The sequence below is a fragment of the Streptomyces sp. AC627_RSS907 genome (genome assembly GCF_019049165.1).
Genome location: NZ_JAGMUE010000010.1, coordinates 1 through 26,234, shown reverse-complemented (window position 1 = coordinate 26,234; position 26,234 = coordinate 1). Strand labels below are relative to the sequence as shown.

Here is a 26,234-nt window from a genome sequence, read left to right as displayed (position 1 = left end):
GCCGTGGGGCCCACCACGAGCACGGGGCTCAGGAGACGCCGAGCTCCTTCGCGTTCTTCTTCAGGTCCTCGATGCCACCGCACATGAAGAACGCCTGCTCCGGGAAGTGGTCGTACTCACCGTCGCAGATCGCGTTGAACGCGGCGATCGACTCGTCCAGCGGCACGTCCGAACCGTCCACGCCGGTGAACTGCTTGGCGACGTGGGTGTTCTGGGACAGGAAGCGCTCCACGCGACGGGCACGGTGGACGACGAGCTTGTCCTCCTCGCCGAGCTCGTCGATACCGAGGATCGCGATGATGTCCTGCAGGTCCTTGTACTTCTGCAGGATGTTCTTCACGCGCATCGCGGCCTGGTAGTGGTCCGCCGCGATGTACCGCGGGTCGAGGATGCGGGACGTCGAGTCCAGCGGGTCCACGGCCGGGTAGATGCCCTTCTCGGAGATCGGACGGGAGAGAACCGTCGTCGCGTCGAGGTGGGCGAAGGTGGTGGCCGGGGCCGGGTCGGTCAGGTCGTCCGCGGGGACGTAGATCGCCTGCATCGAGGTGATCGAGTGACCACGGGTCGAGGTGATGCGCTCCTGGAGGAGACCCATCTCGTCGGCCAGGTTCGGCTGGTAGCCCACCGCGGAGGGCATGCGGCCGAGCAGGGTCGACACCTCGGAACCCGCCTGGGTGAAGCGGAAGATGTTGTCGATGAAGAACAGCACGTCCTGCTTCTGGACGTCACGGAAGTACTCGGCCATGGTCAGGCCGGCCAGCGCGACGCGCAGACGGGTGCCCGGCGGCTCGTCCATCTGGCCGAAGACCAGCGCGGTCTTGTCGATGACGCCCGAGTCGCTCATCTCGTCGATGAGGTCGTTGCCCTCACGGGTGCGCTCACCGACACCGGCGAACACCGACACACCGTCGTGGTTGTTGGCGACGCGGTAGATCATCTCCTGGATGAGCACCGTCTTGCCGACGCCGGCGCCGCCGAACAGGCCGATCTTGCCGCCCTTGACGTACGGGGTGAGAAGGTCGATGACCTTGACGCCGGTCTCGAACATCTCGGTCTTCGACTCGAGCTCGTCGAAGTTGGGCGCCTTGCGGTGGATCGGCCAGCGCTCACCGGTGTACTTCTCGTCGACGTTCAGCACCTCGCCGAGGGTGTTGAACACCTTGCCCTTGGTGAAGTCGCCGACGGGGACGGAGATGGCCGAGCCCGTGTCCGTCACCGGGGCCTGGCGGACCAGGCCGTCGGTGGGCTGCATGGAGATGGTGCGGACCAGGCCGTCACCCAGGTGCTGGGCGACCTCCAGGGTCAGCGTCTTGATCTCGCCGGCCTGCGCCGGGTCGGCGACCTCGACGTGGAGGGCGTTGTAGATCTCCGGCATCGCGTCGACGGGGAACTCCACGTCGACGACCGGGCCGATGACCCGCGCGACGCGGCCGGTGGCCACGCCCGACGCAGCGGTCGGCTCAACAGTGGTGGTCATTAGTTGTCACTCCCCGCGGTCGCGTCGGCCAGTGCGCTCGCGCCACCGACGATCTCGCTGATTTCCTGGGTGATTTCGGCCTGGCGGGCCGCGTTGGCAAGACGGGAGAGCGTGTTGATCAGCTCGCCCGCGTTGTCGGTGGCCGACTTCATCGCGCGCCGCGTCGCGGCGTGCTTGGAAGCGGCCGACTGGAGCAGCGCGTTGTAGATACGGCTCTCGACGTAGCGCGGCAGCAGGGCGTCGAGGACGTCCTCCGCCGACGGCTCGAAGTCGTACAGCGGAAGGACCTCGTCCTTCGCGCCCGACTCCTGCGCGTCCGCTTCGAGGCGCAGCGGAAGCAGCCGGGAGTCGACCGCCGTCTGCGTCATCATCGAGACGAACTCGGTGTAGACGATGTGGAGCTCGTCCACGCCGCCCTCCGCCGTCTCCTTCCCGATGGCCTCGATCAGCGGCGCCGCGACCTTCTTGGCGTCCGCGTACGTGGGCTCGTCGGTGAAGCCCGTGAACGACTCCATGACCTTGCGCTCACGGAAGTTGTAGTGGGCGAGACCGCGTCGGCCGACGATGTACGTGTCGACCTGCCGACCCTCGCGCTCCAGGCGCTCGGTCAGCTGCTCCGCCGCCTTGATGGCGTTGGAGTTGAAGGCGCCGGCCAGGCCGCGGTCGCTCGTGAGGAGGAGGACCGCGACACGGGTCGGGTTGTCCGCCTCCGTGGTCAGCGGGTGCTTGGCGTCCGAACCGGTACCGACCGCCGTGACCGCGCGGGTCAGTTCCCGTGCGTACGGCGTGGAGGCCGCCACCTTGCGCTGCGCCTTGACGACACGCGAGGCGGCGATCATCTCCATCGCCTTGGTGATCTTCTTGGTCGCGGTGACGGATCGGATGCGACGCTTGTAGACCCGGAGCTGGGCTCCCATGAGTCAGGTCCCTTCCTTACGTCACTTGGCGGCGGACGGGGCGTCCTCGCCGAGCAGCTTGCCGTCCGAGGTCTCGAACTGCTTCTTGAACGCCGCGACGGCCTCGGCGACGGCCTGCAGGGTGTCGTCGGACATCTTGGCGCCCTCGCGGATGGAGGTCATGAGGCCCTGCTCCTGGCGGTGCAGGTACTCGAGGAGCTCCTTCTCGAAGCGGCGGATGTCGGCGACCGGCACCTCGTCCATCTTGCCGGTGGTACCGGCCCAGACGGAGACGACCTGGTCCTCGGTGGCCATCGGCTGGTACTGGTCCTGCTTCAGCAGCTCGACCATGCGCTGACCGCGCTCCAGCTGCGCCTTCGACGCGGCGTCCAGGTCGGAACCGAAGGCGGCGAACGCCTCCAGCTCACGGAACTGGGCGAGGTCCACGCGCAGTCGGCCGGAGACCTGCCTCATGGCCTTGTGCTGGGCGGAGCCACCGACGCGGGAGACCGAGATACCGACGTTCAGGGCCGGACGCTGACCGGCGTTGAACAGGTCGGACTCCAGGAAGCACTGGCCGTCGGTGATGGAGATGACGTTGGTCGGGATGAACGCCGAGACGTCGTTGGCCTTCGTCTCGACGATCGGCAGACCGGTCATCGAACCGGCGCCCATGTCGTCGGAGAGCTTGGCGCAGCGCTCCAGCAGACGGGAGTGCACGTAGAAGACGTCACCCGGGTAGGCCTCGCGGCCCGGCGGCCGGCGCAGCAGCAGGGAGACGGCGCGGTAGGCGTCGGCCTGCTTCGACAGGTCGTCGAAGATGATCAGGACGTGCTTGCCCTCGTACATCCACTGCTGGCCGATGGCCGAGCCGGTGTACGGCGCCAGGTACTTGAAGCCGGCCGGGTCGGACGCCGGGGCGGCGACGATGGTCGTGTACTCCAGCGCGCCGTTCTCCTCCAGCGCGCGGCGGACCGACGCGATGGTGGAGCCCTTCTGGCCGATGGCGACGTAGATGCAGCGGACCTGCTTGTTCGGGTCGCCGGTGCGCCAGTTGTCACGCTGGTTGATGATCGTGTCGACGGCCAGGGCGGTCTTGCCGGTCTGGCGGTCGCCGATGATCAGCTGACGCTGACCACGGCCGATCGGGGTCATGGCGTCGACGGCCTTGTAGCCGGTCTCCATCGGCTCGTGCACCGACTTGCGCTGCATGACCGTGGGGGCCTGCAGCTCCAGCGCGCGGCGACCGGACGTCTCGATCTCGCCGAGGCCGTCGATCGGGTTGCCGAGGGGGTCGACGACGCGGCCGAGGTAGCCCTCGCCCACGGCGACCGACAGGACCTCGCCGGTGCGGGTGACCGGCTGGCCCTCCTCGATACCGCTGAACTCACCGAGGATGACGCAACCGATCTCGCGCTCCTCGAGGTTGAGGGCGAGGCCGAGGGTGCCGTCCTCGAACTTCAGCAGTTCGTTGGCCATGGCCGACGGAAGACCCTCGACCTTCGCGATGCCGTCGCCGGCAAGGGTGACCGTACCGACCTCCTCGCGCGAGGCCGCGTCCGGCTTGTACGACTGGACGAAATTCTCCAGCGCGTCCCGGATCTCCTCCGGCCGGATCGTGAGCTCCGCCATCTGAGTTCCCTGCTCTCCTTGTTGGGCCCGAAGTTTCACTTTGGGGGGATGGGGACTCCCCCCTGATTGAGGTGAATCCTCTGCACGGCCCAACCCGGGCCGTAGTCATACGTATGGAGTTGCTGCTAGCTCGCCATGCGGCGGGCGGCGTCTTCGAGCCGGTCCGCGAGCGAGCCGTTGATGATCTCGTCGCCGACCCGCACCCGGATCCCGCCGAGGACCTCGGGGTCCACGTCGAGGTTGAGGTGCATCGCGCGGCCGTACAGCTTCGCCAGTGCCGCGCCGAGGCGCCGCTTCTGGGTGTCGCTGAGCGGGACCGCGGAGGTGACGACGGCGACCGCGCGGTTGCGGCGCTCGGCGGCGAGCTTGGACAGGGACTCGAGTCCCGCTTCCAGGCTACGTCCCCGGGGCGCGGTCACCAGACGCGTCACCAGACGCTCGGTCGTGGCCTTGGCCCGGCCGCCGAGCAGGCTGTGCAACAGCTCGCTCTTGGCCGAGGTGCTCGCCGAGCGGTCGGTCAGCGCGGACCGCAGTCCGGTGTCGGACGCGACGATCCGGCCGAACCGGAACAGCTCGTCCTCGACGTCGTCGAGCGTGCCCGCCCTCTGGGCCGCGGTGAAGTCGGCCGTGGCGGCCAGCTCCTCCAGCGCGTCCACCAGGTCGCGCGACCCCGACCAGCGGGAGCGCACCGTTCCGGCCACCAGGTCGGCGGTCGGGCCGCTGACCTGGCCGCCGAGGATGCGTCCGGCCAGGTCGGCCTTGGCGTCGGCGGCCTGCGCCGGGTCGGTGAGGACCCGGCGCAAGCTGACCTCGCGGTCGAGCAGCGCGGTGACGGCGGCCAGCTCGTCGGCGAGCTGCGCCGCGTCCACGGACGTGGAGTCCGTCAGCGCGTCGAGCCGCTCACGTGCGGCTGCCAGGGCCTCGCGGCTCGCTCCGTTCATCGTCCGGCCTCGGCCTTCTCCTCGAGCTGGTCGAGGAAGCGGTCGATCACACGGCTCTGCCGGGCGTGGTCCTCGAGGGACTCGCCGACGAGCTTGCCGGCCAGGTCGGTGGCGAGCTTGCCGACGTCCTGGCGCAGCGCGGACGCGGCGGCCTTGCGGTCGGCCTCGACCTGCGCGTGCCCGGCGGCGATGATCTCCTCACGCTGCCGCTGGCCCTCCGCGCGCATCTCAGCGATGAGCGCGGCGCCCTGCTCCTGCGCCTCCTGGCGCAGACGCGCGGCCTCGTGCCGGGCCTCGGCGAGCTGAGCCTTGTACTGCTCCAGCACGCTCTGCGCCTCGGTCTGAGCGGCCTCGGCCTTCTCGATCCCGCCCTCGATCGCCTCGCGACGCTGCTCCAGAACCTTGTTGATGTTCGGGAGGAGCTTCTTGGCGAGGAAGCCGAAGACGATGACGAAGGCGAGCAGGCCGACGACGAGCTCGGGAATCGGCGGGACGAGGGGGCTCTGCTCCTCAGCCGCGATATGAAGCAGTGGGCTCATATCAGAGTGCCTTTCGTCTAGTGAACCGGTCGCGGATCAGATGCTTACCGGCCGTAGACGAACGGCATGACCAGACCGATCAGGGCGAGCGCCTCACAGAAGGCGAAGCCGAGGATCTGGTTGGCACGGATCAGGCCGGCGGCCTCGGGCTGGCGGGCAATGGCTTCGGTGCCCTTACCGAAGATGATGCCGACGCCGATGCCGGGGCCGAAGGCGGCGATGCCGTAACCGATGGAAGCGATCGAGCCGGTGACGGCGGCGAGGGTCTGGGACATGCCAGTTCTTCCTTTTCTTCACGGTTCCGGTGGGGGTGGGCCACCGGACGACTGGGGGCGGGTGCGGGACGCTCAGTGGTGCTCGGCGAGCGCGCCCTGGAGGTAGGTAACGGTCAGCAGGACGAACACGTACGCCTGCAGGGCCTGGATGAAGAGCTCGAAGAGGGTCATCACCAGGACCATCACGAACGAGACGCCGGCGTAGGCGATCCCGATGCCGTTCAGCAGGTACCAGCTGGCGATGGTGAACAGCACCAGCAGGATGTGACCCGCGAACATGTTCGCGAAGAGTCGCACGGCGTGGGTGAAGGGACGCACGAGCAGGTTCGAGAAGGCCTCGATCAGCATGACGACCGGCAGGGCCCCACCGAGCGACTTGTCGTAGCCGGTGAAGTTCTTCAGCGCGCCGACGAAGCCGTGCTTCTTGAAGGTCAGCGAGACCCAGAGGACGTAGACGAGCAGCGCGAGCGCCATGGGGTACGCGATGATCGACGTCACCGGGAACTGGGCGAGCGGGATGATGGACCAGATGTTCATCATCCAGACGAAGAAGAACAGCGCGACGACGAACGGGACGTACTTCTCGCCCTCGCGCTTGCCCATCGTCTCGTAGACGACGCCCCGGCGGACGAAGTCGTACCCCGCCTCGGCGACCATCTGGAGCTTGCCGGGGACGACCTTGGGCCGACGGAAGGCCGCCCAGAAGAAGCCGATCACGATGACCGAGCCGAGCAGCGCCAGCAGCATCGGCTTGTTGAAGTACACGTTGCTGTCGCCGTCGCCCCACAGGGGCTCGAACAGGAACGAGTGCAGCCCGGGAGACGGGAAGCCACAGCCGTCGAAGATGTGGCAGTCGGTCTCGAAGGCGAGCACCTGCGTCGGGTCAGCACTCACCGCGGGCTCCTTCAGCGTGGCGCATGGATTCGGCAACCTCGTGGTGTCGGCGCGGCACGGGGCCGCGGTTCGGCACGGAACTGGTGTTACGGGTACAGGGGCGGCTGGGGGGCATCTCGCCTCGCGATGTGGCAGGCGTCAGCTCGGATGCCCGCGCCCGCGATGCCGCAGTTGGCACCGGACGATAGCAGGGTCGCGCATGCGCCTTTATCCCGGCCCTACGTCTCACGACGAGCGCCCCGGGGTTTCCTTCTTCTCGCCCGTTGACGATTCGGGCTCCACGTAGAGAATCTTGGCCTTCATCTGAGCACGCGCCTGTGCGGCGACCCAGGTGAGAGTGCCGGCGAGCAACGAGAGGGCGAAGACCTTCGGGTGGAACAGCGTCGTGTCCCTGAAGAGCACGATGAAGATGAACATCAGCGCGATCTGAGCCATGTACATCATCAGTGCCATCGCCTGGAACAGCGTCGGCAACGACTTGGCGGTCCACTGGAGGACGTACAGCCCCGCTCCCATGAAGAGGATCACGACCACCGCCCCGACCACCGCCCCGATCGCACCCTTGCCACCCTCGACGGCGCCGCCGATCGCGACTGCGACCGCACCGACCACAGCGGTGGGCACGGCAGCCTGGATCAGGATCCGGACGTCGTTGGAGGGCATGGCGGCAACTCCGCTTTCAGGGGGCAGGGGGTGTCGTCATGGACGAGCGTAGTCCCCCGGGTCGAGTGCAGAACTCTCACCAACGGGCCGTCACGCTGCGACCCTTTGGCTCCATCCGGGGTTCTCGTGAACGGTATCACAAACTATTTGATGAGGTCTTTACCTGCGGATGTGCTTGCCGTCACACATGAGAATGACCGTGCGCGTTTGTGCAGTAACCGAGGTCATTTGTCTGGTAATGGGGCACTTCGTTCCCCCACGAGTTGGCAATGCTCTCGTCAGATTCTTACCTTGTGCGCGAACGGGGGCCGATGGCGGTGGCCCCGTTGACGCCCGAGACACCCACGGCGACCGGCACGCGGTCGTCGGACTCGGCGGTGACGTCCGCGGACTCGGCCACGCCCTCCGCCGCGGCGTTCGCGGCCGCGGCCCGGCGACGCCGGTAGCGGGGCGGCACGAACCGTTCCGCCCAGCGCGGAGCGCGCGGCCTGAAGCGCGGCAGCAGGAGCAGCACCAGGCCGACCGCGCTGAGGAAGACGACGCCCAGGACGATCCACATGGAGGCGGCGTTCACCGAGAAGGCGAGCGCACCGAAGGCGATCAGCGCCGAGAAGAAGTACATGATGAGCACCGCGCGGCTGTGCGAGTGGCCGATCTCCAGCAGCCGGTGGTGCAGGTGCCCCCGGTCCGCGGCGAACGGCGACTGGCCGCGCCAGGTGCGCCGCACGATCGCCAGGACCAGGTCGGCGGCCGGGATGGCGATGATGGTCAGCGGCATCAGCAGCGGGATGTACACCGGCACCATCTGGTGCACGGTGTTGCGCTCCGAGCCGGAGAACAGCCTCATCGCGTCCGGGTCGACCTGCCCGGTCACGGAGATCGCGCCGGCCGCCAGTACCAGGCCGATCAGCATCGAGCCGGAGTCGCCCATGAAGATCCGGGCGGGGTGCATGTTGTGCGGGAGGAAGCCCAGGCACATGCCCATGAGGATGGCGGCGAACAGCGAGGCGGGCGCGGCGGCCTCGATGCCGTACGAGTACCAGATCCGGTAGGCGTACATGAAGAACGCCGCCGCCGCGATGCACACCGTGCCGGCCGCGAGCCCGTCGAGGCCGTCCACGAAGTTGACCGCGTTGATGGTGATGACGACCAGCGCCACCGTCAGCAGGGTGCCCTGCCACTGGGTCAGCGCCACGTTCCCGACGCCCGGGACGGGGATCCACAGGATCGTCAGACCCTGCACCACCATCACGCCGGCGGCGATCATCTGCCCGCCCAGCTTGATCAGGGCGTCGATCTCGAACTTGTCGTCCAGGACACCGATCAGCCAGATCAGGGCGGCCCCCGAGAGCAGGGCCCGCGGCTCGTTGGACTTCTCGAAGACCTCACTGAGGTTGGTGAGGTGGTCGGCGACCAGCAGGCCCGCGCACAGCCCGAAGAACATCGCGATCCCGCCGAGGCGCGGAGTGGGTTCCCGGTGCACGTCACGTGCCCGGATCTCCGGCATCGCCCCCGCCACGATCGCGAACTTCCGTACCGGCCCTGTCAGCAGATACGTCACCGCGGCCGTGACGCAGAGCGTCAGCAGGTATTCACGCACGGGCTTCCCCACAGGTCTCGCTGGCCATTCCCAGCCCCACACCCTAGCGAGGGACGCATATGGTTGGGGACTTCCGGGTAGCGACGATGGTTGCACGTGTGGCTGTGCACGCGTGTGCGCCTGCCCCGCCTCAGCCCGGATACGGCGGAAACTGACCGACCAGGTCCCGTACGTCGTCCCGGGCCGCGGCGGGCCGCGCCTCGCCCCGGAGCACCGCGGCGAGCAGCGTGGCCACCACCCGCATCTCCCGCTCCCCCATGCCCTGGGTGGTGAGGGCCGCCGTGCCCAGACGCAGCCCCCGGGTGTCCCCGTGGGGCAGCGCGCAGCAGTCCAGGACGATCCCGGCCGCCGCGAGCCGTCCCCGCGCGGTCCGCCCGTCGACGCCGAGCGGGGCGGGGTCGGCGGTGATCAGGTGGGTGTCGGTGCCTCCGGTGGTGACGGCCAGGCCCTCGTCGGCCAGCTGGGCGGCCAGCGTCCGGGCGTTGGCGACCACCTGATGGGCGTACGCGGAGAAGGCCGGGGTCGCCGCCTCCCCGAAGGCGACCGCCTTGGCCGCGATGGTGTTCATCTGGGCGCCGCCCTGCGTGAACGGGAAGACGGCCCGGTCGACCCGCCCGGCCAGTTCGCTCCCGCACAGGATCATGCCGCCGCGTGGGCCGCGCAGCACCTTGTGCGTGGTGGCGCAGACGATGTCCGCGTACGGCACCGGGCTGGGCGCCGCTCCCCCCGCGACCAGCCCCATCGGGTGGGCGGCGTCCGCGATGAGGTGGGCACCGACCTCGTCGGCGATGTCGCGGAAGCAGGCGTAGTCGAGGTGGCGGGGATAGGCGATCGAACCGCAGACGATCGCCTTGGGCCGGTGTGTACGGGCCAGGGTGCGCACCTGGTCGTAGTCGACGAGCCCGGTCTCCGCGTCGACGCCGTAGCCGACGAAGGTGAACCAGCGCCCGGAGAAGTTGGTGGGCGAGCCGTGGGTGAGGTGGCCGCCGTGCGGCAGGCCGAGCGCGAGGACGGTGTCACCGGGCCACAGCAGCGCGGCGTAGGCGGCCAGCACGGCGGAGGAGCCGGAGTGCGACTGGACGTTGGCGTGCTCGGCGCCGAACAGCGCCTGGGCCCGCTCCACGGCGAGCCGCTCGGCGACGTCGACGATCTCGCACCCGCCGTGGTGCCGGGCGCCCGGGTAGCCCTCGGCGTACTTGTTGGCGAGCGGGGAGCCGAGCGCGGCAAGCACGGCCGGTGACGTGAAGTTCTCGGCGGCGATCAGCTGGAGCGTCGTCGACTGCCGTAGCCGCTCGGCGTGCAGGATCTCGGCCAGCTCGGGGTCCTGCCGCAGCAGGACGCCGAACATGCTGTCATCGGCCTCGAGGGCATGGGTGACCGACATGGTGCGCTCCGGGCGTGCGTCGACGGTGACGTACGACCAATGTAGGCCCGGGGGGCGCGGGGCGCCCGGCGTTGCTGCGTCCGGCCGACGCCTGTCCGGGCGGCGTCCGGCGGCGCGGGCCGTGCCCGCCCTCCCCCGGCTCCCGGCACGCCGTCTACGTCCGCGCCGCGACCCCCGTCAGCGCGGTCACCACCGGATCCAGCGCCTGGTGTATCTCGTCCCCGATCGACCGGAAGAACGTCAGCGGCGCCCCGTACGGGTCGTACACCTCGTCCGCCTCCGCCGTGGGCGCCAGCAGCCACCCGCGCAGCGCCGCCGCCGCACGCACCAGCGCACGCGCCCGCGTGACCACGCCCTCGTCCAGGGACGGCAGCGTCGCGGGGTCGATGGCGTTCACCAGGCGGGTGAACTCCTTGAGGGTGAAGGTGCGCAGGCCCGCCGAGTGGCCCATGGAGATGACCTGGGCGCGGTGGTCCCGGGTCGCCGTCAGCACCAGGTCGGCGCGGATCACGTGCTCGTCGAGGAGCTCGCGCCCGGTGAAGCCGGCCGCGTCCGCGCCGAAGTCCGCGAGGACCGTCTCGGCGTTCGCCTCCATGGGCGCGCCCTCGTGGCCCCAGGTGCCCGCGCTCTCCACGATGAGGGAGCCGCCCAGGACGCCGAGCCGCTCCGTCACGAAATGCCGGGTCAGCCGCTCGGTGATGGGCGAGCGGCAGACGTTTCCGGTGCTGACGTGGAGGATGCGGAAGCTGTCGCGCGGAAAGCCGAACGTCGTCGTGATCTCCGCGGCGCGTTCCTCGCTGCCTATGCCACGCCCCGTCCCAGGGGCCGTCAATTCGCCACCTCGAGGTCGGGTACCACCTTGCGCAGTTCCTCGGCCGACAACGCGCCCGCGCGCAGCAGCACGGGCACCTCACGGGTGACGTCGACGATGGAGGACGGGACGTTGCCGGGGGTGGGGCCGCCGTCGAGGTAGACGGAGACGGAGTCGCCGAGCATCCGCTGGGCGGCGTCGCAGTCCTCGGGCGCCGGGTGGCCGGTCAGGTTGGCGGAGGAGACGGCCATGGGGCCGACCTCGGTGAGCAGCTCGATGGCGACGGGGTGCAGCGGCATGCGGACGGCGACCGTGCCGCGGGTGTCGCCGAGGTCCCACTGGAGGGACGGCTGGTGCTTGGCGACCAGCGTCAGCGCGCCGGGCCAGAAGGCGTCGACCAGCTCCCAGGCCATCTCGGAGAAGTCCGTGACCAGGCCGTGCAGGGTGTTCGGCGAGCCGATGAGGACGGGTGAGGGCATGTTGCGCCCGCGGCCCTTGGCCTCCAGCAGGTCGCCGACGGCCTCCGCGGTGAAGGCGTCGGCGCCGATGCCGTACACGGTGTCCGTCGGCAGCACCACCAGCTCGCCACGGCGGACGGCGGACGCGGCCTCGCGCAGACCGGTCACTCGGTCGGTCGCGTCGTTGGTGTCGTATCGCCGTGCCATCTAGCGGGCCTCCTCGTACGGGTACTGCGGGGTCGAAGTCGGGGCGGTGCTCACGGCAGCGCCTTGCGGGCGGTCGCGAACCGTGGGCGGTTGTTGAGGTCGGGGTGGTCGGCCGCGTCGGCCCAGCCCCGCTCCTCGGTGAAGATCCACGGCACCTGGCCGCCCTGGGTGTCGGCGTGCTCGATGACGACGACCCCGCCGGGACGCAGCAGGCGGTGCGCGGTGCGTTCCAGACCGCGGATGAGGTCGAGGCCGTCCTCGCCGGAGAACAGGGCCATCTGGGGATCGTGGTCGCGGGCCTCGGGGGCGACGTACTCCCACTCGGTGAGCGGGATGTACGGCGGGTTGGAGACGACCAGGTCGACCTGTCCGTCGAGGTCCGGGAAGGCCGTCAGGGCGTCACCCTGGCGCAGCTCCACCCTGGACCGCTCCATGTTCTTCCGCGTCCACACCAGGGCGTCCTCGGAGAGCTCCACGGCGTACACGCGTGAGCGCGGGACCTCCTGCGCGAGCGCGAGCGCGATGGCGCCCGAGCCGGTGCACAGGTCGACGATGCAGGGCTCGACGACGTCCATGGCGCGTACGGCGTCTATGGCCCAGCCGACGACGGACTCGGTCTCGGGGCGCGGCACGAAGACGCCGGGGCCCACCTGGAGCTCCAGGTAGCGGAAGTAGGCGCGGCCGGTGATGTGCTGGAGCGGCTCGCGCGCCTCGCGGCGGGCGACGACCTCCCAGTACCGGGCGTCGAAGTCGGCGTCCGGCACGGTGTGCAGCTGGCCCCGCTTGACGCCGTGCAGGTACGCGGCGAGCTCCTCCGCGTCGGTGCGCGGCGAGGGCACGCCGGCGGCGGCCAGCCGCTGGGTGGCCTGGGCCACCTCCGCGAGCAGCACACTGCGGGGGTTCGGGGGTCGCCCCCCGTGATGTTGCGGCACGCTGGTCCTCCGGGGCTGAGCTGTGGTCCGGTGCGGGTGGTGCGGCGGTGCTTACGCGGCGGCCAGCTTGGCCGCCGAGTCCGCGTCGACGCAGGCCTGGATCACCGCGTCGAGGTCACCGTCCAGGACCTGGTCCAGGTTGTAGGCCTTGAAGCCGACACGGTGGTCGGAGATGCGGTTCTCCGGGAAGTTGTACGTGCGGATCTTCTCGGAGCGGTCCACGGTGCGGACCTGGCTGCGCCGGGCGTCCGCGGCCTCCTTCTCCGCCTCCTCCTGCGCCGCCGCGAGCAGCCTGGAGCGCAGGATACGCATCGCCTGCTCCTTGTTCTGCAGCTGGCTCTTCTCGTTCTGGCAGGAGGCGACGACTCCGGTCGGAAGGTGCGTGATGCGCACGGCGGAGTCGGTGGTGTTGACGGACTGGCCGCCGGGGCCGGAGGACCGGTAGACGTCGATCCGCAGGTCGTTGGGGTTGATCTCGACGTCGATCTCCTCGGCCTCGGGCGTGACGAGCACGCCGGCCGCGGAGGTGTGGATGCGCCCCTGCGACTCGGTCGCGGGCACCCGCTGCACGCGGTGCACGCCGCCCTCGTACTTCAGCCGCGCCCAGACGCCCTGTCCCGGCTCGGTGGCGCCCTGGCCGCCCTTGGTCTTCACGGCGACCTGGACGTCCTTGTAGCCGCCGAGCTCGGACTCGGTGGAGTCGATGATCTCGGTCTTCCAGCCGACCCGCTCGGCGTAGCGCAGGTACATGCGCAGCAGGTCGCCGGCGAAGAGCGCCGACTCGTCGCCGCCCGCGCCCGCCTTGATCTCCAGGATGACGTCCTTGTCGTCGCTGGGGTCGCGCGGGACGAGCAGGAGGCGGAGCTTCTCGGTGAGCTCTTCGCGCTGCTTGTCCAGCACCTTGACCTCGGCGGCGAAGTCCGGGTCGTCGGCGGCGAACTCGCGCGCGGTCTCGATGTCGTCGCCGGTCTGCTTCCAGGAGCGGTACGTGGCGACGATCGGGGTCAGCTCGGCGTACCGCTTGTTCAGCTTGCGGGCGTTGGCCTGGTCGGAGTGGACCGACGGGTCGGCGAGCCTGGTCTCCAGGTCGGCGTGCTCGGCGACGAGTTCCTCGACGGCCTCGAACATCTTGGGCTCCTGCTACTGCTGGGGAAGGGGAAGGCGGGCGACCAAAAACGCCGGTCCCGGCGCTCCCCCGGCTGGGGGCGCGGCCGTGGACCGGCGATCGGTGGCTCGCTACTTCTTGGAGCCGGCGGCAGCCTTGCCGAAGCGGGCCTCGAAGCGGGCCACACGGCCACCGGTGTCGAGGATCTTCTGCTTGCCCGTGTAGAACGGGTGGCACTCGGAGCAGACCTCGGCCCGGATGGTGCCGGACTCGATGGTGCTGCGGGTGGTGAACGACGCGCCACAGGTGCAGCTGACCTGCGTCTCGACGTACTCGGGGTGGATGTCGCGCTTCAAGGTGTCTCCTAGGTTCGGGAGGGCGCCGGGTCGCCGCCGCGGGATGCGGAAGCGTGAACCGGGGCCGACGTACCAGTCTGCCAGGACTGGCGCCATCCCCCAAAACCGGGGACGCGGGCCGTCTATTCCCCGGGGGCGTCGGGGGCGTTCGAGGAGCCGCGCGCGTTCGTGGGGGGCGTCGAGGGGCCGTCAGGGGTTCGCCGAGGGCCGTGGGGGTTCTGTTCCCCGCGCCCGCGCCGGGAAGCCGCACGTGTCACGGGCCCGCGCCGCTACCCGGCGCTCACGACGCCCTCCGCCTCACCGGTGGCCGTCGCCTCGGTGGCCGCCGCCGGGATCGGCCGGTCGTTCCTCAGGGCCGTCCACACCTGCTCGGCCTTGGACTCCTCCACCAGCACGCGGTTGGCGTCCGCGGGGTCGTAGACCACCGGCAGGGTGACCAGGTGCAGGTTGGCCGGGCCGATGCCCTTCAGGCCGGTCGCGAAGGACATCAGGGAGTTCACCGAGCCCAGGTCGGAGTCGGTGGTCACCGTCCTGGTGGCGGTGTCGGCGATGTCGTAGAGCTTCTTGGGGTTGCCGAGCAGGCCGATGTCCTGGACCTGGTGGACCAGGGCCTTGATGAACGCCTGCTGGAGCTGGATGCGGCCGAGGTCGGAGCCGTCGCCGACACCGTGCCGGGTGCGGACCAGGCCGAGGGCCTGCTCGCCGTCGAGCCGGTGGGTGCCGGCCCGGAGGTCGAGGTGGCTGTCGGGGTCCTTGATGTCCTCGGTGGTGGTGACCTCGACGCCGCCGAGGTCGTCGACGAGGTTCTGGAAGCCGCTGAAGTCGACCTCCAGGTAGTGGTCCATGCGCAGGCCGCTGATCGACTCGACGGTCTTCACCGCGCAGGCGGCGCCGCCGGTGGAGTAGGCGGAGTTGAACATCACGTCGGCGGCGGCGGGGTGCTCGACACCGTCGGTGTCGGTGCACTCGGGACGGTCGACGAGGGTGTCGCGGGGGATGGAGACCACGTCGGCCTTCTTGTGGCCCGCGCGGACGTGGACGATCATCGCCGTGTCGGAGCGGGCGGTGCCGTCGTCGGTGCCGCCGCCGAGCTTCACGTTGCCGCCGGAGCGGCTGTCCGAGCCGAGGACCAGGATGTTCTGGGAGCCGTTGCCGGCCTTCTCGGGCCGGTCGGTGCCGAGGGCCTGGTCGATGTCGACGCTCTTGAGGTTGCCGTTGAGCTTGAGGTACAGGACCCCGGCGCCGGTGCCGCCCAGGACCACGACACCCGCGGCGGTCCAGGCCGCCACCAGCAGCGCCTTGCGCCGCTTGGCGCGGGGCCTGCGTCTGCGGCCCCTGGCCCGGTGACGGGGACCGGCAGGACGGGCCTCCCCGCGGCCGGGTATGGCGGGATCCGGCGTGCTCTCGGCGGACATGTGCTCCTCGGTGTTCGTCCGGTCGGTTACCCCCTGCGCTCAGGGTCGGGGTGGTCGGTTCCGGCGGTTCGCGCCGGTACCTCACCATCGTCCCTCCGTGGGTGGGACGGCGGAACTCGGGACAGGGTGGCACAGCGGTCTGTGCCGGCCGGGTGGACCGGCGGTCACGGAGGGTGTTCGAGGACTGCCGCCCCGCGTCGCTGACCTGGGGTTGCGCGATCATCCCCGCGGGTGCGCGGGGCCGGCCGCGGGACGGCGCGTGTGGCGAAGATCGCAGCGCGAAGGGCCGCATCGGGGGCGGCCCTGGACACGAGCCCGCGCGGCGGACCGGCGGGATCAGCCGAGGATGTCGAAGGCACCCCAGCCGCTGCCGACCTTGGTCCGGGTGGCGAACGGCGCCGTGCCCGTGCCGGTGCCCTTGTACAGCCACAGCACCCCGGAGGCGTCCCTGGCCAGCAGGTCGGACCTGCCGTCGCCGGTGACGTCACCGGCGGTAGCGAGGGCGTTGTACGCGTTCCAGCCGCTGCCGATCCTGATCCGGGAGCCGAGCGCCGGGGAGGCCTTCCCGGTGCCCGGGTACAGCCACAGGACGCCCGCGCCGTCCCGCGCCAGCAGGTCGGACCTGCCGTCGCGGTCGTAGTCGCCCTTGCCGGTGATCGTGTACGGCGACCAGCCGCCGCCGATCCGGACGCGGCTGCCGAAGAGCCCGTCGCCCTTGCCGGGGTAGAGCCACAGCACGCCGTCCTTGGCCTGGGCCACCAGGTCGGGCAGGGCGTCACCGGTGAGGTCGCCCGGTACGCGGATGTCCTTCATCGCGTTCCACCCGGCACCGACCCGGACCGACTCGTAGCGGTCGTCCCCGTTGAACGCGAGGACGTACAGGACGCCGTCCGCGGTGCGGTACAGGTAGTCCTGGCGGAAGTCGCGGTCCAGGTCGGCCTGTCGCACCAGACCCAGCCCGCTCCAGTCGCCGAGCTCGGCGCGGTTGCCCAGGTAGGGCCACCGGTTCCCGAGGGAGTAGTACTCGTAGGCCTGGCCGCCGCGGGTGCGGACGAAGAGGTCCGCCAGGCCGTCGAAGTCGAGGTCGGTGTCGTCGATGCGCGCGTTGACCTCGCCGGCGTAGGAGCGGGTCTTGGCGTAGACGCCGTAGGCGCCCGTCGCGACGCAGTCCTCGACGCCCCACGACACGACACCGGCGATCCGGCCGTTGACCACGAGGGGGCCGCCGGAGTCGCCGTTGCACGGGGAGACCGTACCGGCGTCCTGACCGGCGGCCGGGTTGCCGGCGCAGGCCATCTGGCCGGGCACGAAGTCGGAGCCCCAGTACGCGGTGCAGGTGGCGTCCGACCGCATCGGCACGGTCGCCTTCCGCAGCGTCGGCGAGATGTCGTCGCTGGTGGAGCTGGTGCGCCCCCAGCCGTACACCGTCGCCGGGGTGCCGTTCGCGTACGAGGCGGTGTCACCGCTCGACGTCGGCTGCAGGGTCTTGTAGGGCAGCGCCTCGGTCAGCGTCAGCACCGCGAGGTCCCCGCCCGCGATCGTGCTCGGCCGGTACGTGGGGTTGACCCACTGGCGCCATACTCCGGCGGCCCGGCCGCCGTGCAGGTCGGCGCCGTCCGGCAGCTGCGCCGTGCCCGCGAGGACGGCGCCGTTCGCCTTCCAGTCCAGGCCGTACACGCAGTGCGCGGCGGTCAGGACCTTCGTGGGGGCCACCAGGGTGCCGCCGCAGAAGTAGCCCTCGTCGTCGGAGGTGTCCTTGGTGCCCTTGTCGTCGGAGTAGTGCAGCTGCACCATCCACGGTGCCTCGGAGATGGTCGCGTCCTTACCGCCGATGATCTTGGGATCGACGGTGCGGGACGGGGCCTCGGCACTCGGGGTGGCGTTCGGCCGCGCCCCGGGAGTCGTGGCGGTGTCGCCCTCGATCGCGGCCCCGGAACCCTGGATCCGCCGCAGCAGCTCGGCCTGGGAGGCCGTGGGCTGCTCGGTGGCGGCCGGCCGGGGCGGGACGGGGGTCTCGCCGGACGCCTGGGCGGGGGCGGCCGCGAGGACCGCGCCCGACAGGGCGAGCGCGGCGGCGGCCGCGGGAAGAGCCAGGTGGGCTCTTCGTGGAGTGGATGTCACTCAGGTCTCCTGTCGCTGTGGACGCAGGCAGGAGAGGAGCACCGGCGGGCGCGGGCCCGTGAGGGCAGCACTGATCGCCCCGTGGGCGTATCCGAAAATACGTTCCCCCCCACTGCGGTGCGCTGATCCTACAAGGCAGAAGTCCCGCCCCGTCACCTGCGTGACGGAGCGGGACTTCGGACGGCGCCGGAGCTGACCGGCGGCGACTCAGTCGCCGTTGCCGGGCGTCGGGGTCGTCTTCTGGATCTGCATCAGGAACTCGGCGTTCGACTTGGTCTGCTTCATCTTGTCGAGGAGCAGTTCGATCGCCTGCTGCTGGTCGAGCGCGTGCAGCACGCGGCGCAGCTTCCAGGTGATGGCGAGCTCGTCGCTGCCGAGCAGGATCTCTTCCTTGCGGGTGCCGGACGCGTCGACGTCCACCGCCGGGAAGATGCGCTTGTCGGCGAGCTTCCGGTCGAGCTTGAGCTCGGCGTTGCCGGTGCCCTTGAACTCCTCGAAGATGACCTCGTCCATGCGGGACCCGGTGTCCACCAGGGCGGTGGCGAGGATGGTCAGCGAGCCGCCGTCCTCGATGTTGCGGGCCGCACCGAAGAAGCGCTTCGGCGGGTACAGGGCGGTCGAGTCGACACCACCGGACAGGATGCGGCCGGAGGCCGGGGCGGCGAGGTTGTACGCACGGCCCAGACGCGTGATCGAGTCGAGCAGCACGACGACGTCGTGGCCCAGCTCCACCAGGCGCTTGGCGCGCTCGATCGCCAGCTCGGCGACCGTGGTGTGGTCCTCGGCCGGGCGGTCGAAGGTCGAGGAGATGACCTCGCCCTTCACCGACCGCTGCATGTCGGTGACCTCTTCCGGACGCTCGTCGACCAGGACGACCATCAGGTGGCACTCGGGGTTGTTGTGGGTGATCGCGTTGGCGATCGCCTGCATGATCATGGTCTTGCCGGTCTTCGGCGGGGCCACGATCAGACCGCGCTGGCCCTTACCGATGGGCGCGACGAGGTCGATGATGCGGGTGGTGAGGACGCCGGGGTCCGTCTCCAGGCGGAGGCGGTCCTGCGGGTACAGCGGCGTCAGCTTGTTGAACTCCGGCCGACCGCGGCCGTGTTCGGGCGCCATGCCGTTGACCGAGTCCAGACGCACCAGGGCGTTGAACTTCTCGCGGCGCTCGCCCTCCTTGGGCTGGCGCACGGCACCGGTGACGTGGTCGCCCTTGCGCAGGCCGTTCTTGCGGACCTGGGCGAGGGAGACGTACACGTCGTTGGGGCCGGGCAGGTAGCCGGAGGTCCGGATGAACGCGTAGTTGTCGAGGATGTCGAGGATGCCGGCGACCGGGATGAGGACGTCGTCCTCGTTGATCTGCGGCTCCTGGATCTCGTCGCGCCCGCGACGGCCCCGGCGGTCCCGGTAGCGGCCGCGACGGCCCCGGCGGCCACCCGCCTCGTCGTCGTAGCCGTCGTCCTGCTGCTGACGGTCCTGGCGCCCGCCGCCCTGCTGCTGGCGCTGACCGCCGCCCTGGCCCTGCTGGTCGTCGCCCTTGCCCCGGCGGTCGCGGTCACGTCCGCGGTCGCCGCGGTCACGGTCACGGTCGCCGCGGTCACGGTCGCGCTCGCGGCGGTCACGGCGGCGGCCCTCGCCGCCCTCACCGTCGGAGCGGGCGTCGCCCTGGCCCTGCTGCTGTGCCGAGGACTCGGTCTTCGGCTCGTTCCGCGTCTCGACGGCCACCGTCTCGGTGGCGCCGGACGGGCTGCCCGCGTCGGCGGTGGCGCGGCGGCGACGGCGCTCGGAGGGCGCCTCGTCACCGGCGGCACCGGCCTGGTCGGCCGAGGGGACCTTGGCGGACGGCTGGCCGGGGATCTCGATCTGCTGCTGGGCGGCGGCCTTGTCGGCCTTCTTCTCGGACTTCGCGGCCTTCTCCGCCTTCTCGGCGGGGGCCTCGTCGCCCGTACGGGCCCGGGAGGTGCTGCGGCGCTTCGGCTTGGTCTCGCCGGCGGCGTCCGCGGCGGCGGGCGCGGCCTTCGCGGGGGCGCCCCCCGCGGCCTGCGCCTCCTTGATGACCTCGATCAGCTGGCTCTTGCGCATGCGCGCCGTGCCCCTGATGCCGAGGCCGGATGCGACCTGCTGCAGCTCGGCCAGCACCATGCCCTCGAGGCCGGTACCACGGCGCCGCCGGGAGCCGGCACCGGTGGCAGGCGCGGAGGCGTCCGTGGCGGGCGCGGCAGCGGTCTCCTCGACACGTGCGCCCATCAGATCGGTGGTGTCGCTCACGAAGGGTCCTTCCCTGGAGCGGACGTCGGCCTGTCTGGCTCGGCGACCGGTTGTGCTGTCCGGCTTCGGTCCTTGCTGTGCGAACCGTGCCGGGGCGGTGGTCCGCCTGAACGGCGGAAGAGATATCTGGTGATGGCGCTTCCCCTGACCGTGGCACCCAGTGTCTGTGTCACGCGGTCTGGTCACACCGGTTCCGAAGCGTGCCCGGCGGGCCGCTCAGTGTCCGTGTCGGTCGCACTGATCACGTACGACGTCCACCACACAGTGCGGCTTGGGGAGCTCCCGGAAGAATGTCTGTCCCGGACGGGGACACGAGGCACCTCGCCATGGTGGGGTCGGGTGCAGACTTGAGATTAACACTACCGGATCCAACAAACATTCCCCCTCTCGAAATCCGGCAACCGCGCGCGTCTAACTCTCACTGGAGGTGGCCAGGGGCAGCACGCACGCGCCGTGCTGGTCCAGGCTCAGCCGGTTGGCCGCCCAGCCCGTGCCGGCCAGCGCCTCGACCTTGTCGGCCGTTCCGGCGTCGGCCAGTGCCATCACCGTGGGCCCCGCGCCGGAGATCACCGCGGGGATGCCGTCGGCGCGCAGCCGCTCCACCAGCGCCGCGCTCTCCGGCATGGCCGGCGCGCGGTACTCCTGGTGCAGACGGTCCTCGGTGGCCGGCAGCAGCAGCTCGGGGCGCCTGGTCAGGGCCTCGACGAGCAGCGCGGCCCGGCCGGCGTTGGCGGCGGCGTCGACGTGCGGGACGGTGCGCGGGAGGAGGCCGCGCGCGGTCTGGGTCAGTACCGGCTTTCCGGGCACGAAAACCACCGGAACGATGGAATCGGCGGGCTCCATCCTGATCGCCCGGGCGGCACCGGACTCCATCCAGGACAGGGTGAAGCCGCCCAGCAGACAGGCCGCCACGTTGTCGGGGTGGCCCTCGATCTCGGTGGCGAGGTCGAGCAGCGCGACGTCGTCGAGGCGGGCCTCGCCGCCTATGGTCACCGCGCGCGCGGCGACGATGCCGGCGCAGATGGCGGCGGAGGAGGAGCCGAGCCCGCGGCCGTGCGGGATCCGGTTGGCGCAGACGATCTCCAGGCCGCGCGGCTGTCCGCCGAGGAGGTCGAAGGCGGTGCGCAGGGAACGTACGAGCAGGTGCTTCTCGTCGCGGGGCAGCGTCTCGCTGCCCTCCCCCGCGATGTCGATGTGCAGCCCGGAGTCGGCCACCCGGACGACCACGTCGTCGTACAAGCCCAGCGCGAGGCCGAGGGCGTCGAAGCCCGGGCCGAGGTTGGCGCTGGTGGCGGGGACGCGCACCCGGACGGCGGCGGCGCGGAACGCTGGACCGGCCATCGCTTGATGACTCTCCTTGAGCTGCGTGACGTGACTGTCGAGTGACATTCGATGACGTACGGAACCTTCGGGCCCGCCGCTGCCTGCCCAACGGCCGGCCGGCCGGCCGCGTTCCCGACCGCGGAGACGGCGCGGCACCGCGGCATATGCGGTAGGCGGGTTCGGTACAGCCTATCGAAGGAAGGTTCTGCGGCGACATAGGGCGCACAGGAGGCGCACGATGCGTGTCGTAAGCCCCCTGTGCACCCCCCATCAGTGACTTTCCCGGCCGGGCGTCGCTTACGCCCCCTTACGCTGGGCGCGTTCCCGGACGAGGGTTTCCCGGGCGTGGGCCGGGGGCCTCAGACCAGGCCGAGGCGCTCGGCCGCCGTCGCCGCGTCGACCGGCACGGTGACCGGCTGCGGGGCGCCGGCGACGGCCCAGTCCGGGTCCTTCAGACCGTTGCCGGTGACGGTGCACACGATCTTCTGCCCCGGGTCGACCTTGCCCTGCTCGGCCGCCTTCAGCAGACCGGCCACCGACGCGGCGGAGGCGGGCTCGACGAAGACACCCTCCTGCGAGGCCAACAGCCGGTAGGCGCGCAGGATCTCACGGTCCGTCACCTCGTCGATGGCGCCGCCGGACTCGTCCCGCGCGGCGAGCGCGAAGTCCCAGGAGGCGGGGTTGCCGATGCGGATGGCGGTGGCGATGGTCGACGGGTCCTTGACGACCTCGCCGCGCACGATCGGAGCACTGCCGGAGGCCTGGAACCCCCACATGCGCGGCGCCCGGGTGGCGACGCCGTCGGCGGCGTACTCCTTGTAGCCCTTCCAGTACGCGGTGATGTTGCCCGCGTTGCCGACCGGCAGGACGTGGATGTCGGGTGCGTCGCCGAGCATGTCCACGATCTCGAAGGCGGCCGTCTTCTGCCCCTCGATACGCACCGGGTTGACCGAATTGACCAGTGCCACCGGGTAGTTGTCGCTCAGTGCGCGAGCGAGCGTGAGGCAGTCGTCGAAGTTGCCGTCGACCTGGAGGATCTTCGCGCCGTGCACGAGGGCCTGGCCCATCTTGCCGAGCGCGATCTTGCCCTGCGGTACGAGGACCGCGGAGACCATGCCCGCGCGCACGCCGTAGGCGGCGGCGGAGGCCGACGTGTTGCCGGTGGACGCGCAGATGACGGCCTGCGCGCCCTCCTCCTTGGCCTTGCTGATGGCCATGGTCATGCCGCGGTCCTTGAAGGACCCGGTCGGGTTCGCACCCTCCACCTTGAGGTGGACCTCGCAGCCCGTGCGCTCGGAGAGCACCTGCGCGGGCACGAGCGGCGTGCCGCCCTCACGGAGCGTCACGACGGGCGTGCTGTCGGAGACCGGCAGCCTGTCCCGGTACTCCTCGATGATTCCGCGCCACTGGTGGGTCATTGCTGGTTACTCTCCTTCAACCCGCATGATGCTGGCGACACCCCGCACGGTGTCGAGCTTGCGCAGCGCCTCGACGGTACCCCCGAGGGCGGCGTCGGACGCACGGTGGGTGACGACGACGAGAGAGGCCTCGCCGTCCTTGCCGGACTGCCGGACGGTGTCGATGGAGACACCGTGCTCGGCGAACACGGTCGCGACCTGGGCGAGCACGCCCGGTTTGTCGGCGACGTCGAGGCTGATGTGGTAGCGCGTGACGACGTCGCCCATCGGTGAGACGGGCAGTGCGGCGTAGGCGGACTCGCCGGGTCCGGTGGCGCCGCCGATCCGGTTGCGGCAGACGGCCACGAGGTCGCCGAGGACGGCGGACGCGGTCGGCGAGCCGCCGGCGCCGGGCCCGTAGAACATGAGCTGTCCGGCCGCGTCCGACTCGATGAAGACGGCGTTGTAGGCGCCGCGGACATTGGCCAGCGGGTGGCTGAGCGGAATCATCGCCGGGTGCACGCGCGCGGTGACCGACGCCCCGTCCGCCGCCCGCTCGCAGATGGCGAGCAGCTTGATGGTGCAGCCCATCTCCTTGGCGGAGGCGAAGTCGGCGGCGGTGACCTCGGTCATGCCCTCGCGGTGGACGTCGTCGAGGCGCACCCGCGTGTGGAAGGCGATCCCGGCGAGGATGGCGGCCTTGGCGGCGGCGTCGAAGCCCTCGACGTCCGCGGTCGGGTCGGCTTCGGCGTACCCGAGGGCGGTGGCCTCGTCGAGCGCCTCCTGGTAGCCGGCGCCGGTGGTGTCCATGGCGTCCAGGATGAAGTTCGTCGTCCCGTTGACGATGCCGAGCACCCGGTTGACCTTGTCCCCGGCGAGGGACTCGCGCAGCGGGCGGATCAGCGGGATGGCACCGGCGACGGCGGCCTCGTAGTAGAGGTCCTTGCCGTGCGCGTCCGCCGCGGCGTGCAGCGCGGCCCCGTCCTGCGCGAGGAGCGCCTTGTTCGCGGACACGACCGACGCGCCGTGCTCGAAGGCGGTGGTGATGAGGGTACGGGCGGGCTCGATGCCCCCGATGACCTCGACCACGACGTCGATGTCCCCGCGTTTGACCAGGGCGGTGGCGTCGGTGGTGACGAGGGCGGGGTCGATGCCCTCGCGCACCCTGTCGGGCCGCCGTACGGCGACGCCCGCGAGCTCCACGGGGGCCCCGATCCGGGCGGCGAGGTCGTCGGCGTGCGTCGTCATGATGCGCGCCACCTCTGAGCCGACCACTCCACAGCCCAGCAGCGCCACCTTCAGCGGACGCGTACGCATCATCCGACCTCGTTTCCTCATACCGTCTACGGTTCGACCAGTCTCACGCACCGGACGGGATTTTCTGCCTTTCGTCCGGATCGTGAGACGTTTATTTCATTTTCCCAGGGGCGGAAGACAGAAGATCTTGCGCCCCGGCAGCGGCCCGCCGACGGGCCTCGTTCTCATCCTCGCGCCATCCTCGACCTCACCTCGACACCTCACCTCGACCTCGCCACGTCCGCGCCTCGACCTCGCCACGTCCGCGCCTCGTCCGCGCCTCGTCGTCGCCACGTCGTCGCCTCGTCCGCGCCTCGTCGTCGCCTCGACCGCGTCCTCAGCCGACGTCGAGGCGCAGCAGGTCCTCCTCGGTCTCCCGCCGGACGATGACGCGCGCCTCGCCGTCCCGCACGGCGACGACGGGCGGGCGCAGCACGTGGTTGTAGTTGCTGGCCATGGACCGGCAGTACGCCCCGGTCGCGGGTACGGCGATCAGGTCACCGGGTGCCAGGTCGGCCGGCAGGAAGGCGTCCCGCACCACGATGTCGCCGCTCTCGCAGTGCTTGCCGACGACGCGGGCGAGCACGGGCTCGGCGTCGGAGGCGCGGGAGACGAGCGCGACGCTGTACTCGGCGTCGTACAGCGCGGTGCGGATGTTGTCCGACATGCCGCCGTCGACGGAGACGTACGTCCGCAGCCCTTCGAGGGGCTTGACGGTGCCGACCTCGTAGAGCGTGAAGGCGGTGGGCCCCACGATGGCACGGCCCGGCTCGACGGAGATACGGGGCGTGCGCAGCCGCGCGGACTCGCACTCGCGCGTGACGATCTCGGTGAGCGCCTTGGCGATCTCGTGCGGCTCACGGGGGTCGTCATCGCTGGTGTAGGCGATCCCGAGCCCGCCTCCGAGGTCGATCTCGGGCAGCTCGACGCCGTGCTCGTCGCGGATGTCCTTGAGCAGCCCCACGACCCGGTGGGCGGCGACCTCGAACCCCGACATGTCGAAGATCTGCGACCCGATGTGGGAGTGGATGCCGATGAGTTCGAGCCCGTCCAGCCGCAGCGCCCGCCGCACGGCTTCCGCCGCCTGCCCGCCGGCAAGCGGGATCCCGAACTTCTGGTCCTCGTGAGCGGTCGCGATGAACTCGTGCGTGTGCGCCTCGACCCCGACGGTGATGCGGATCTGCACGCGCTGCCGCGTGCCGAGGGACTGGGCGACGTGGGCGACGCGGACGATCTCCTGGAAGGAGTCGAGCACGATCCGCCCCACTCCGGCGCGGACGGCGCGCTCGATCTCCTGCGGCGACTTGTTGTTGCCGTGGAAGGCGATGCGTTCGGCGGGCATCCCGGCGGAGAGCGCGGTGGCGAGCTCGCCCCCCGAGCACACGTCCAGGTTCAGCCCCTCCTCGTCCAGCCAGCGCACGACGGCGCGCGACAGGAAGGCCTTGCCCGCGTAGAACACGTCGGCATCGGCGCCGAAGGCGGTGCGCCAGGCCCGCGCCCGGGCCCGGAAGTCGGCCTCGTCGAGGACGTAGGCGGGGGTGCCGTACTCCTCGGCGAGCCGCGTGACGGCGATCCCGCCGACGGTGACGACGCCGTCCTCGTTCCGGTCGACCGTCTGGGCCCAGACCTTGGGGTCGAGGGCGTTGAGGTCGGCGGGCGGCGCGGCGTAGTGGCCTTCGGGGAGGACATCGGCGTGACGGGGCCCGGCGGGGTGGGCGGAACGGCTCATGGCGTCTCGTGCTCTCTCAGAGGTGGTCGGGTGCGTCGATGCCGAGGAGGGACAGGCCGCCGGCCAGCACCGCCCCGACGGCTTCGGCGAGGGCCAGCCGGGCGCGGTGGGCGGCCGAGGGTTTCTCGGCGCCGCGCGGCAGCACGGTGGGCAGGAAGGGCAGCGCGGCATCGGCGACGGTGACGAGGTGCCGGGCGAGTCGGTCGGGGGCGCGGTGCGCCGCGGCGGCGGCGAGGACGCGGGGCTGGTCGGCGAGGGCGGCGAGGAGGTCCTGGGCGCCGGTGACGGGGCCGGGGGCGGCGGTGACGGGGCCGGGGGCGGCGGTGAAGCACAGGTCGGCGGCGTTGCGGGAGAGGGCGCGGGTGCGTGCGTGGGCGTACCGCACCCGGAAGAGCGGGTTGCTCTCGCGCTGGACGAGGTGCTCGTCGCCGGTCCGGGGCCGGTCGTGGGGGGCGGGGTGGAGCAGGGCCCAGCGTGCGGCGTCCCGGCCGAGGCGGAGGGGGTCGGGATCGCCG

Annotated in this window: 23 protein-coding genes; all 23 read right to left on the bottom strand. The window is 70.9% G+C overall.

The genetic code is table 11. The features are described 5' to 3' along the window. Window positions 1-28: 28 nt before the first annotated feature. Window positions 29-1,477, bottom strand: a complete 1,449-nt coding sequence (atpD, locus tag KUM32_RS03020) for a F0F1 ATP synthase subunit beta (RefSeq protein WP_217140184.1) — start codon at window positions 1,475-1,477, stop codon at window positions 29-31. Further along, window positions 1,477-2,394 (bottom strand): F0F1 ATP synthase subunit gamma, encoded by a 918-nt coding sequence (locus KUM32_RS03015; RefSeq protein WP_217140183.1) that lies wholly within the window; start codon window positions 2,392-2,394, stop codon window positions 1,477-1,479. Before KUM32_RS03015 ends, atpD begins: the two co-directional genes overlap by 1 nt. A gap of 21 nt (window positions 2,395-2,415) precedes the next feature. Further along, window positions 2,416-4,005, bottom strand: a complete 1,590-nt coding sequence (gene atpA, locus KUM32_RS03010) for a F0F1 ATP synthase subunit alpha (RefSeq protein ID WP_217140182.1) — start codon at window positions 4,003-4,005, stop codon at window positions 2,416-2,418. A gap of 125 nt (window positions 4,006-4,130) precedes the next feature. Further along, a complete protein-coding gene (locus tag KUM32_RS03005) occupies window positions 4,131-4,946 on the bottom strand; it encodes a F0F1 ATP synthase subunit delta (protein WP_217140181.1) in 816 nt (271 codons plus the stop codon). Then, the gene (locus KUM32_RS03000; protein ID WP_217140180.1) at window positions 4,943-5,485 is read right to left on the bottom strand and encodes a F0F1 ATP synthase subunit B; all 543 of its coding nucleotides are present in this window, start codon (window positions 5,483-5,485) and stop codon (window positions 4,943-4,945) included. Before KUM32_RS03000 ends, KUM32_RS03005 begins: the two co-directional genes overlap by 4 nt. A gap of 44 nt (window positions 5,486-5,529) precedes the next feature. Further along, on the bottom strand, window positions 5,530-5,760 hold the full coding sequence (atpE, locus tag KUM32_RS02995; RefSeq protein WP_191886765.1) for an ATP synthase F0 subunit C: 231 nt from the start codon (window positions 5,758-5,760) through the stop codon (window positions 5,530-5,532). 72 nt (window positions 5,761-5,832) lie between these two features. Next, complete coding sequence (gene atpB / locus KUM32_RS02990) at window positions 5,833-6,669, bottom strand: F0F1 ATP synthase subunit A (protein WP_217140245.1); 837 nt, start codon at window positions 6,667-6,669, stop codon at window positions 5,833-5,835. A 210-nt stretch (window positions 6,670-6,879) separates the two neighbouring features. Then, window positions 6,880-7,317, bottom strand: coding sequence for a hypothetical protein (locus KUM32_RS02985; RefSeq protein ID WP_217140179.1), 438 nt, complete (start codon window positions 7,315-7,317; stop codon window positions 6,880-6,882). 286 nt (window positions 7,318-7,603) lie between these two features. Next, window positions 7,604-8,917, bottom strand: a complete 1,314-nt coding sequence (locus tag KUM32_RS02980) for an MraY family glycosyltransferase (RefSeq protein ID WP_217140178.1) — start codon at window positions 8,915-8,917, stop codon at window positions 7,604-7,606. A gap of 130 nt (window positions 8,918-9,047) precedes the next feature. Continuing rightward, window positions 9,048-10,301, bottom strand: a complete 1,254-nt coding sequence (gene glyA / locus KUM32_RS02975; RefSeq protein WP_217140177.1) for a serine hydroxymethyltransferase — start codon at window positions 10,299-10,301, stop codon at window positions 9,048-9,050. A gap of 154 nt (window positions 10,302-10,455) precedes the next feature. Further along, window positions 10,456-11,133: a protein-tyrosine-phosphatase gene (locus KUM32_RS02970; RefSeq protein WP_217140176.1), complete on the bottom strand. Its 678-nt coding sequence runs from the start codon at window positions 11,131-11,133 to the stop codon at window positions 10,456-10,458. Next, window positions 11,130-11,777 carry an L-threonylcarbamoyladenylate synthase gene (locus tag KUM32_RS02965; RefSeq protein ID WP_217140175.1) on the bottom strand — a complete coding sequence of 216 codons (648 nt, stop codon included), beginning with the start codon at window positions 11,775-11,777 and terminating at the stop codon, window positions 11,130-11,132. Before KUM32_RS02965 ends, KUM32_RS02970 begins: the two co-directional genes overlap by 4 nt. 50 nt (window positions 11,778-11,827) lie before the next feature. Then, entirely contained in the window at window positions 11,828-12,667 is an 840-nt protein-coding gene (prmC, locus tag KUM32_RS02960; RefSeq protein ID WP_217140174.1) for a peptide chain release factor N(5)-glutamine methyltransferase, read from the bottom strand. A 93-nt stretch (window positions 12,668-12,760) separates the two neighbouring features. Then, window positions 12,761-13,837 carry a peptide chain release factor 1 gene (gene prfA / locus KUM32_RS02955; protein ID WP_217140173.1) on the bottom strand — a complete coding sequence of 359 codons (1,077 nt, stop codon included), beginning with the start codon at window positions 13,835-13,837 and terminating at the stop codon, window positions 12,761-12,763. 108 nt (window positions 13,838-13,945) lie between these two features. Continuing rightward, on the bottom strand, window positions 13,946-14,170 hold the full coding sequence (gene rpmE, locus KUM32_RS02950; RefSeq protein WP_019326867.1) for a 50S ribosomal protein L31: 225 nt from the start codon (window positions 14,168-14,170) through the stop codon (window positions 13,946-13,948). Window positions 14,171-14,439: 269 nt separating this feature from the next. Beyond that, window positions 14,440-15,585, bottom strand: a complete 1,146-nt coding sequence (locus tag KUM32_RS02945; RefSeq protein ID WP_217140172.1) for an LCP family protein — start codon at window positions 15,583-15,585, stop codon at window positions 14,440-14,442. 336 nt (window positions 15,586-15,921) lie between these two features. Beyond that, window positions 15,922-17,706, bottom strand: a complete 1,785-nt coding sequence (locus tag KUM32_RS02940; protein WP_217140171.1) for a trypsin-like serine protease — start codon at window positions 17,704-17,706, stop codon at window positions 15,922-15,924. A gap of 207 nt (window positions 17,707-17,913) precedes the next feature. Continuing rightward, on the bottom strand, window positions 17,914-19,974 hold the full coding sequence (rho, locus tag KUM32_RS02935; protein ID WP_217140170.1) for a transcription termination factor Rho: 2,061 nt from the start codon (window positions 19,972-19,974) through the stop codon (window positions 17,914-17,916). Between the two features lie 411 nt (window positions 19,975-20,385). Next, on the bottom strand, window positions 20,386-21,315 hold the full coding sequence (thrB, locus tag KUM32_RS02930; RefSeq protein WP_217140169.1) for a homoserine kinase: 930 nt from the start codon (window positions 21,313-21,315) through the stop codon (window positions 20,386-20,388). 341 nt (window positions 21,316-21,656) lie between these two features. Then, window positions 21,657-22,715 (bottom strand): threonine synthase, encoded by a 1,059-nt coding sequence (thrC, locus tag KUM32_RS02925; RefSeq protein ID WP_217140168.1) that lies wholly within the window; start codon window positions 22,713-22,715, stop codon window positions 21,657-21,659. A 6-nt stretch (window positions 22,716-22,721) separates the two neighbouring features. Continuing rightward, on the bottom strand, window positions 22,722-24,014 hold the full coding sequence (locus KUM32_RS02920) for a homoserine dehydrogenase (protein ID WP_217140244.1): 1,293 nt from the start codon (window positions 24,012-24,014) through the stop codon (window positions 22,722-22,724). A 313-nt stretch (window positions 24,015-24,327) separates the two neighbouring features. Continuing rightward, window positions 24,328-25,719: a diaminopimelate decarboxylase gene (lysA, locus tag KUM32_RS02915; protein WP_217140167.1), complete on the bottom strand. Its 1,392-nt coding sequence runs from the start codon at window positions 25,717-25,719 to the stop codon at window positions 24,328-24,330. A gap of 16 nt (window positions 25,720-25,735) precedes the next feature. Then, a partial coding sequence (locus KUM32_RS02910) for a DALR anticodon-binding domain-containing protein (protein ID WP_254404954.1) occupies window positions 25,736-26,234 on the bottom strand: 499 nt, incomplete at its 5' end.

Coding starts and splice junctions, on each gene's coding strand:
- KUM32_RS03015 (WP_217140183.1), bottom strand. CDS start 2,394: ATGGGAGCCCAGCTCCGGGTCTACAAGCGTCGCATCCGATCCGTCACC.
- thrC (WP_217140168.1), bottom strand. CDS start 22,715: ATGACCCACCAGTGGCGCGGAATCATCGAGGAGTACCGGGACAGGCTG.
- atpD (WP_217140184.1), bottom strand. CDS start 1,477: ATGACCACCACTGTTGAGCCGACCGCTGCGTCGGGCGTGGCCACCGGC.
- atpA (WP_217140182.1), bottom strand. CDS start 4,005: ATGGCGGAGCTCACGATCCGGCCGGAGGAGATCCGGGACGCGCTGGAG.
- atpE (WP_191886765.1), bottom strand. CDS start 5,760: ATGTCCCAGACCCTCGCCGCCGTCACCGGCTCGATCGCTTCCATCGGT.
- KUM32_RS02985 (WP_217140179.1), bottom strand. CDS start 7,317: ATGCCCTCCAACGACGTCCGGATCCTGATCCAGGCTGCCGTGCCCACC.
- glyA (WP_217140177.1), bottom strand. CDS start 10,301: ATGTCGGTCACCCATGCCCTCGAGGCCGATGACAGCATGTTCGGCGTC.
- thrB (WP_217140169.1), bottom strand. CDS start 21,315: ATGGCCGGTCCAGCGTTCCGCGCCGCCGCCGTCCGGGTGCGCGTCCCC.
- KUM32_RS02920 (WP_217140244.1), bottom strand. CDS start 24,014: ATGATGCGTACGCGTCCGCTGAAGGTGGCGCTGCTGGGCTGTGGAGTG.
- KUM32_RS03005 (WP_217140181.1), bottom strand. CDS start 4,946: ATGAACGGAGCGAGCCGCGAGGCCCTGGCAGCCGCACGTGAGCGGCTC.
- KUM32_RS03000 (WP_217140180.1), bottom strand. CDS start 5,485: ATGAGCCCACTGCTTCATATCGCGGCTGAGGAGCAGAGCCCCCTCGTC.
- KUM32_RS02965 (WP_217140175.1), bottom strand. CDS start 11,777: ATGGCACGGCGATACGACACCAACGACGCGACCGACCGAGTGACCGGT.
- KUM32_RS02945 (WP_217140172.1), bottom strand. CDS start 15,585: ATGTCCGCCGAGAGCACGCCGGATCCCGCCATACCCGGCCGCGGGGAG.
- lysA (WP_217140167.1), bottom strand. CDS start 25,719: ATGAGCCGTTCCGCCCACCCCGCCGGGCCCCGTCACGCCGATGTCCTC.
- prfA (WP_217140173.1), bottom strand. CDS start 13,837: ATGTTCGAGGCCGTCGAGGAACTCGTCGCCGAGCACGCCGACCTGGAG.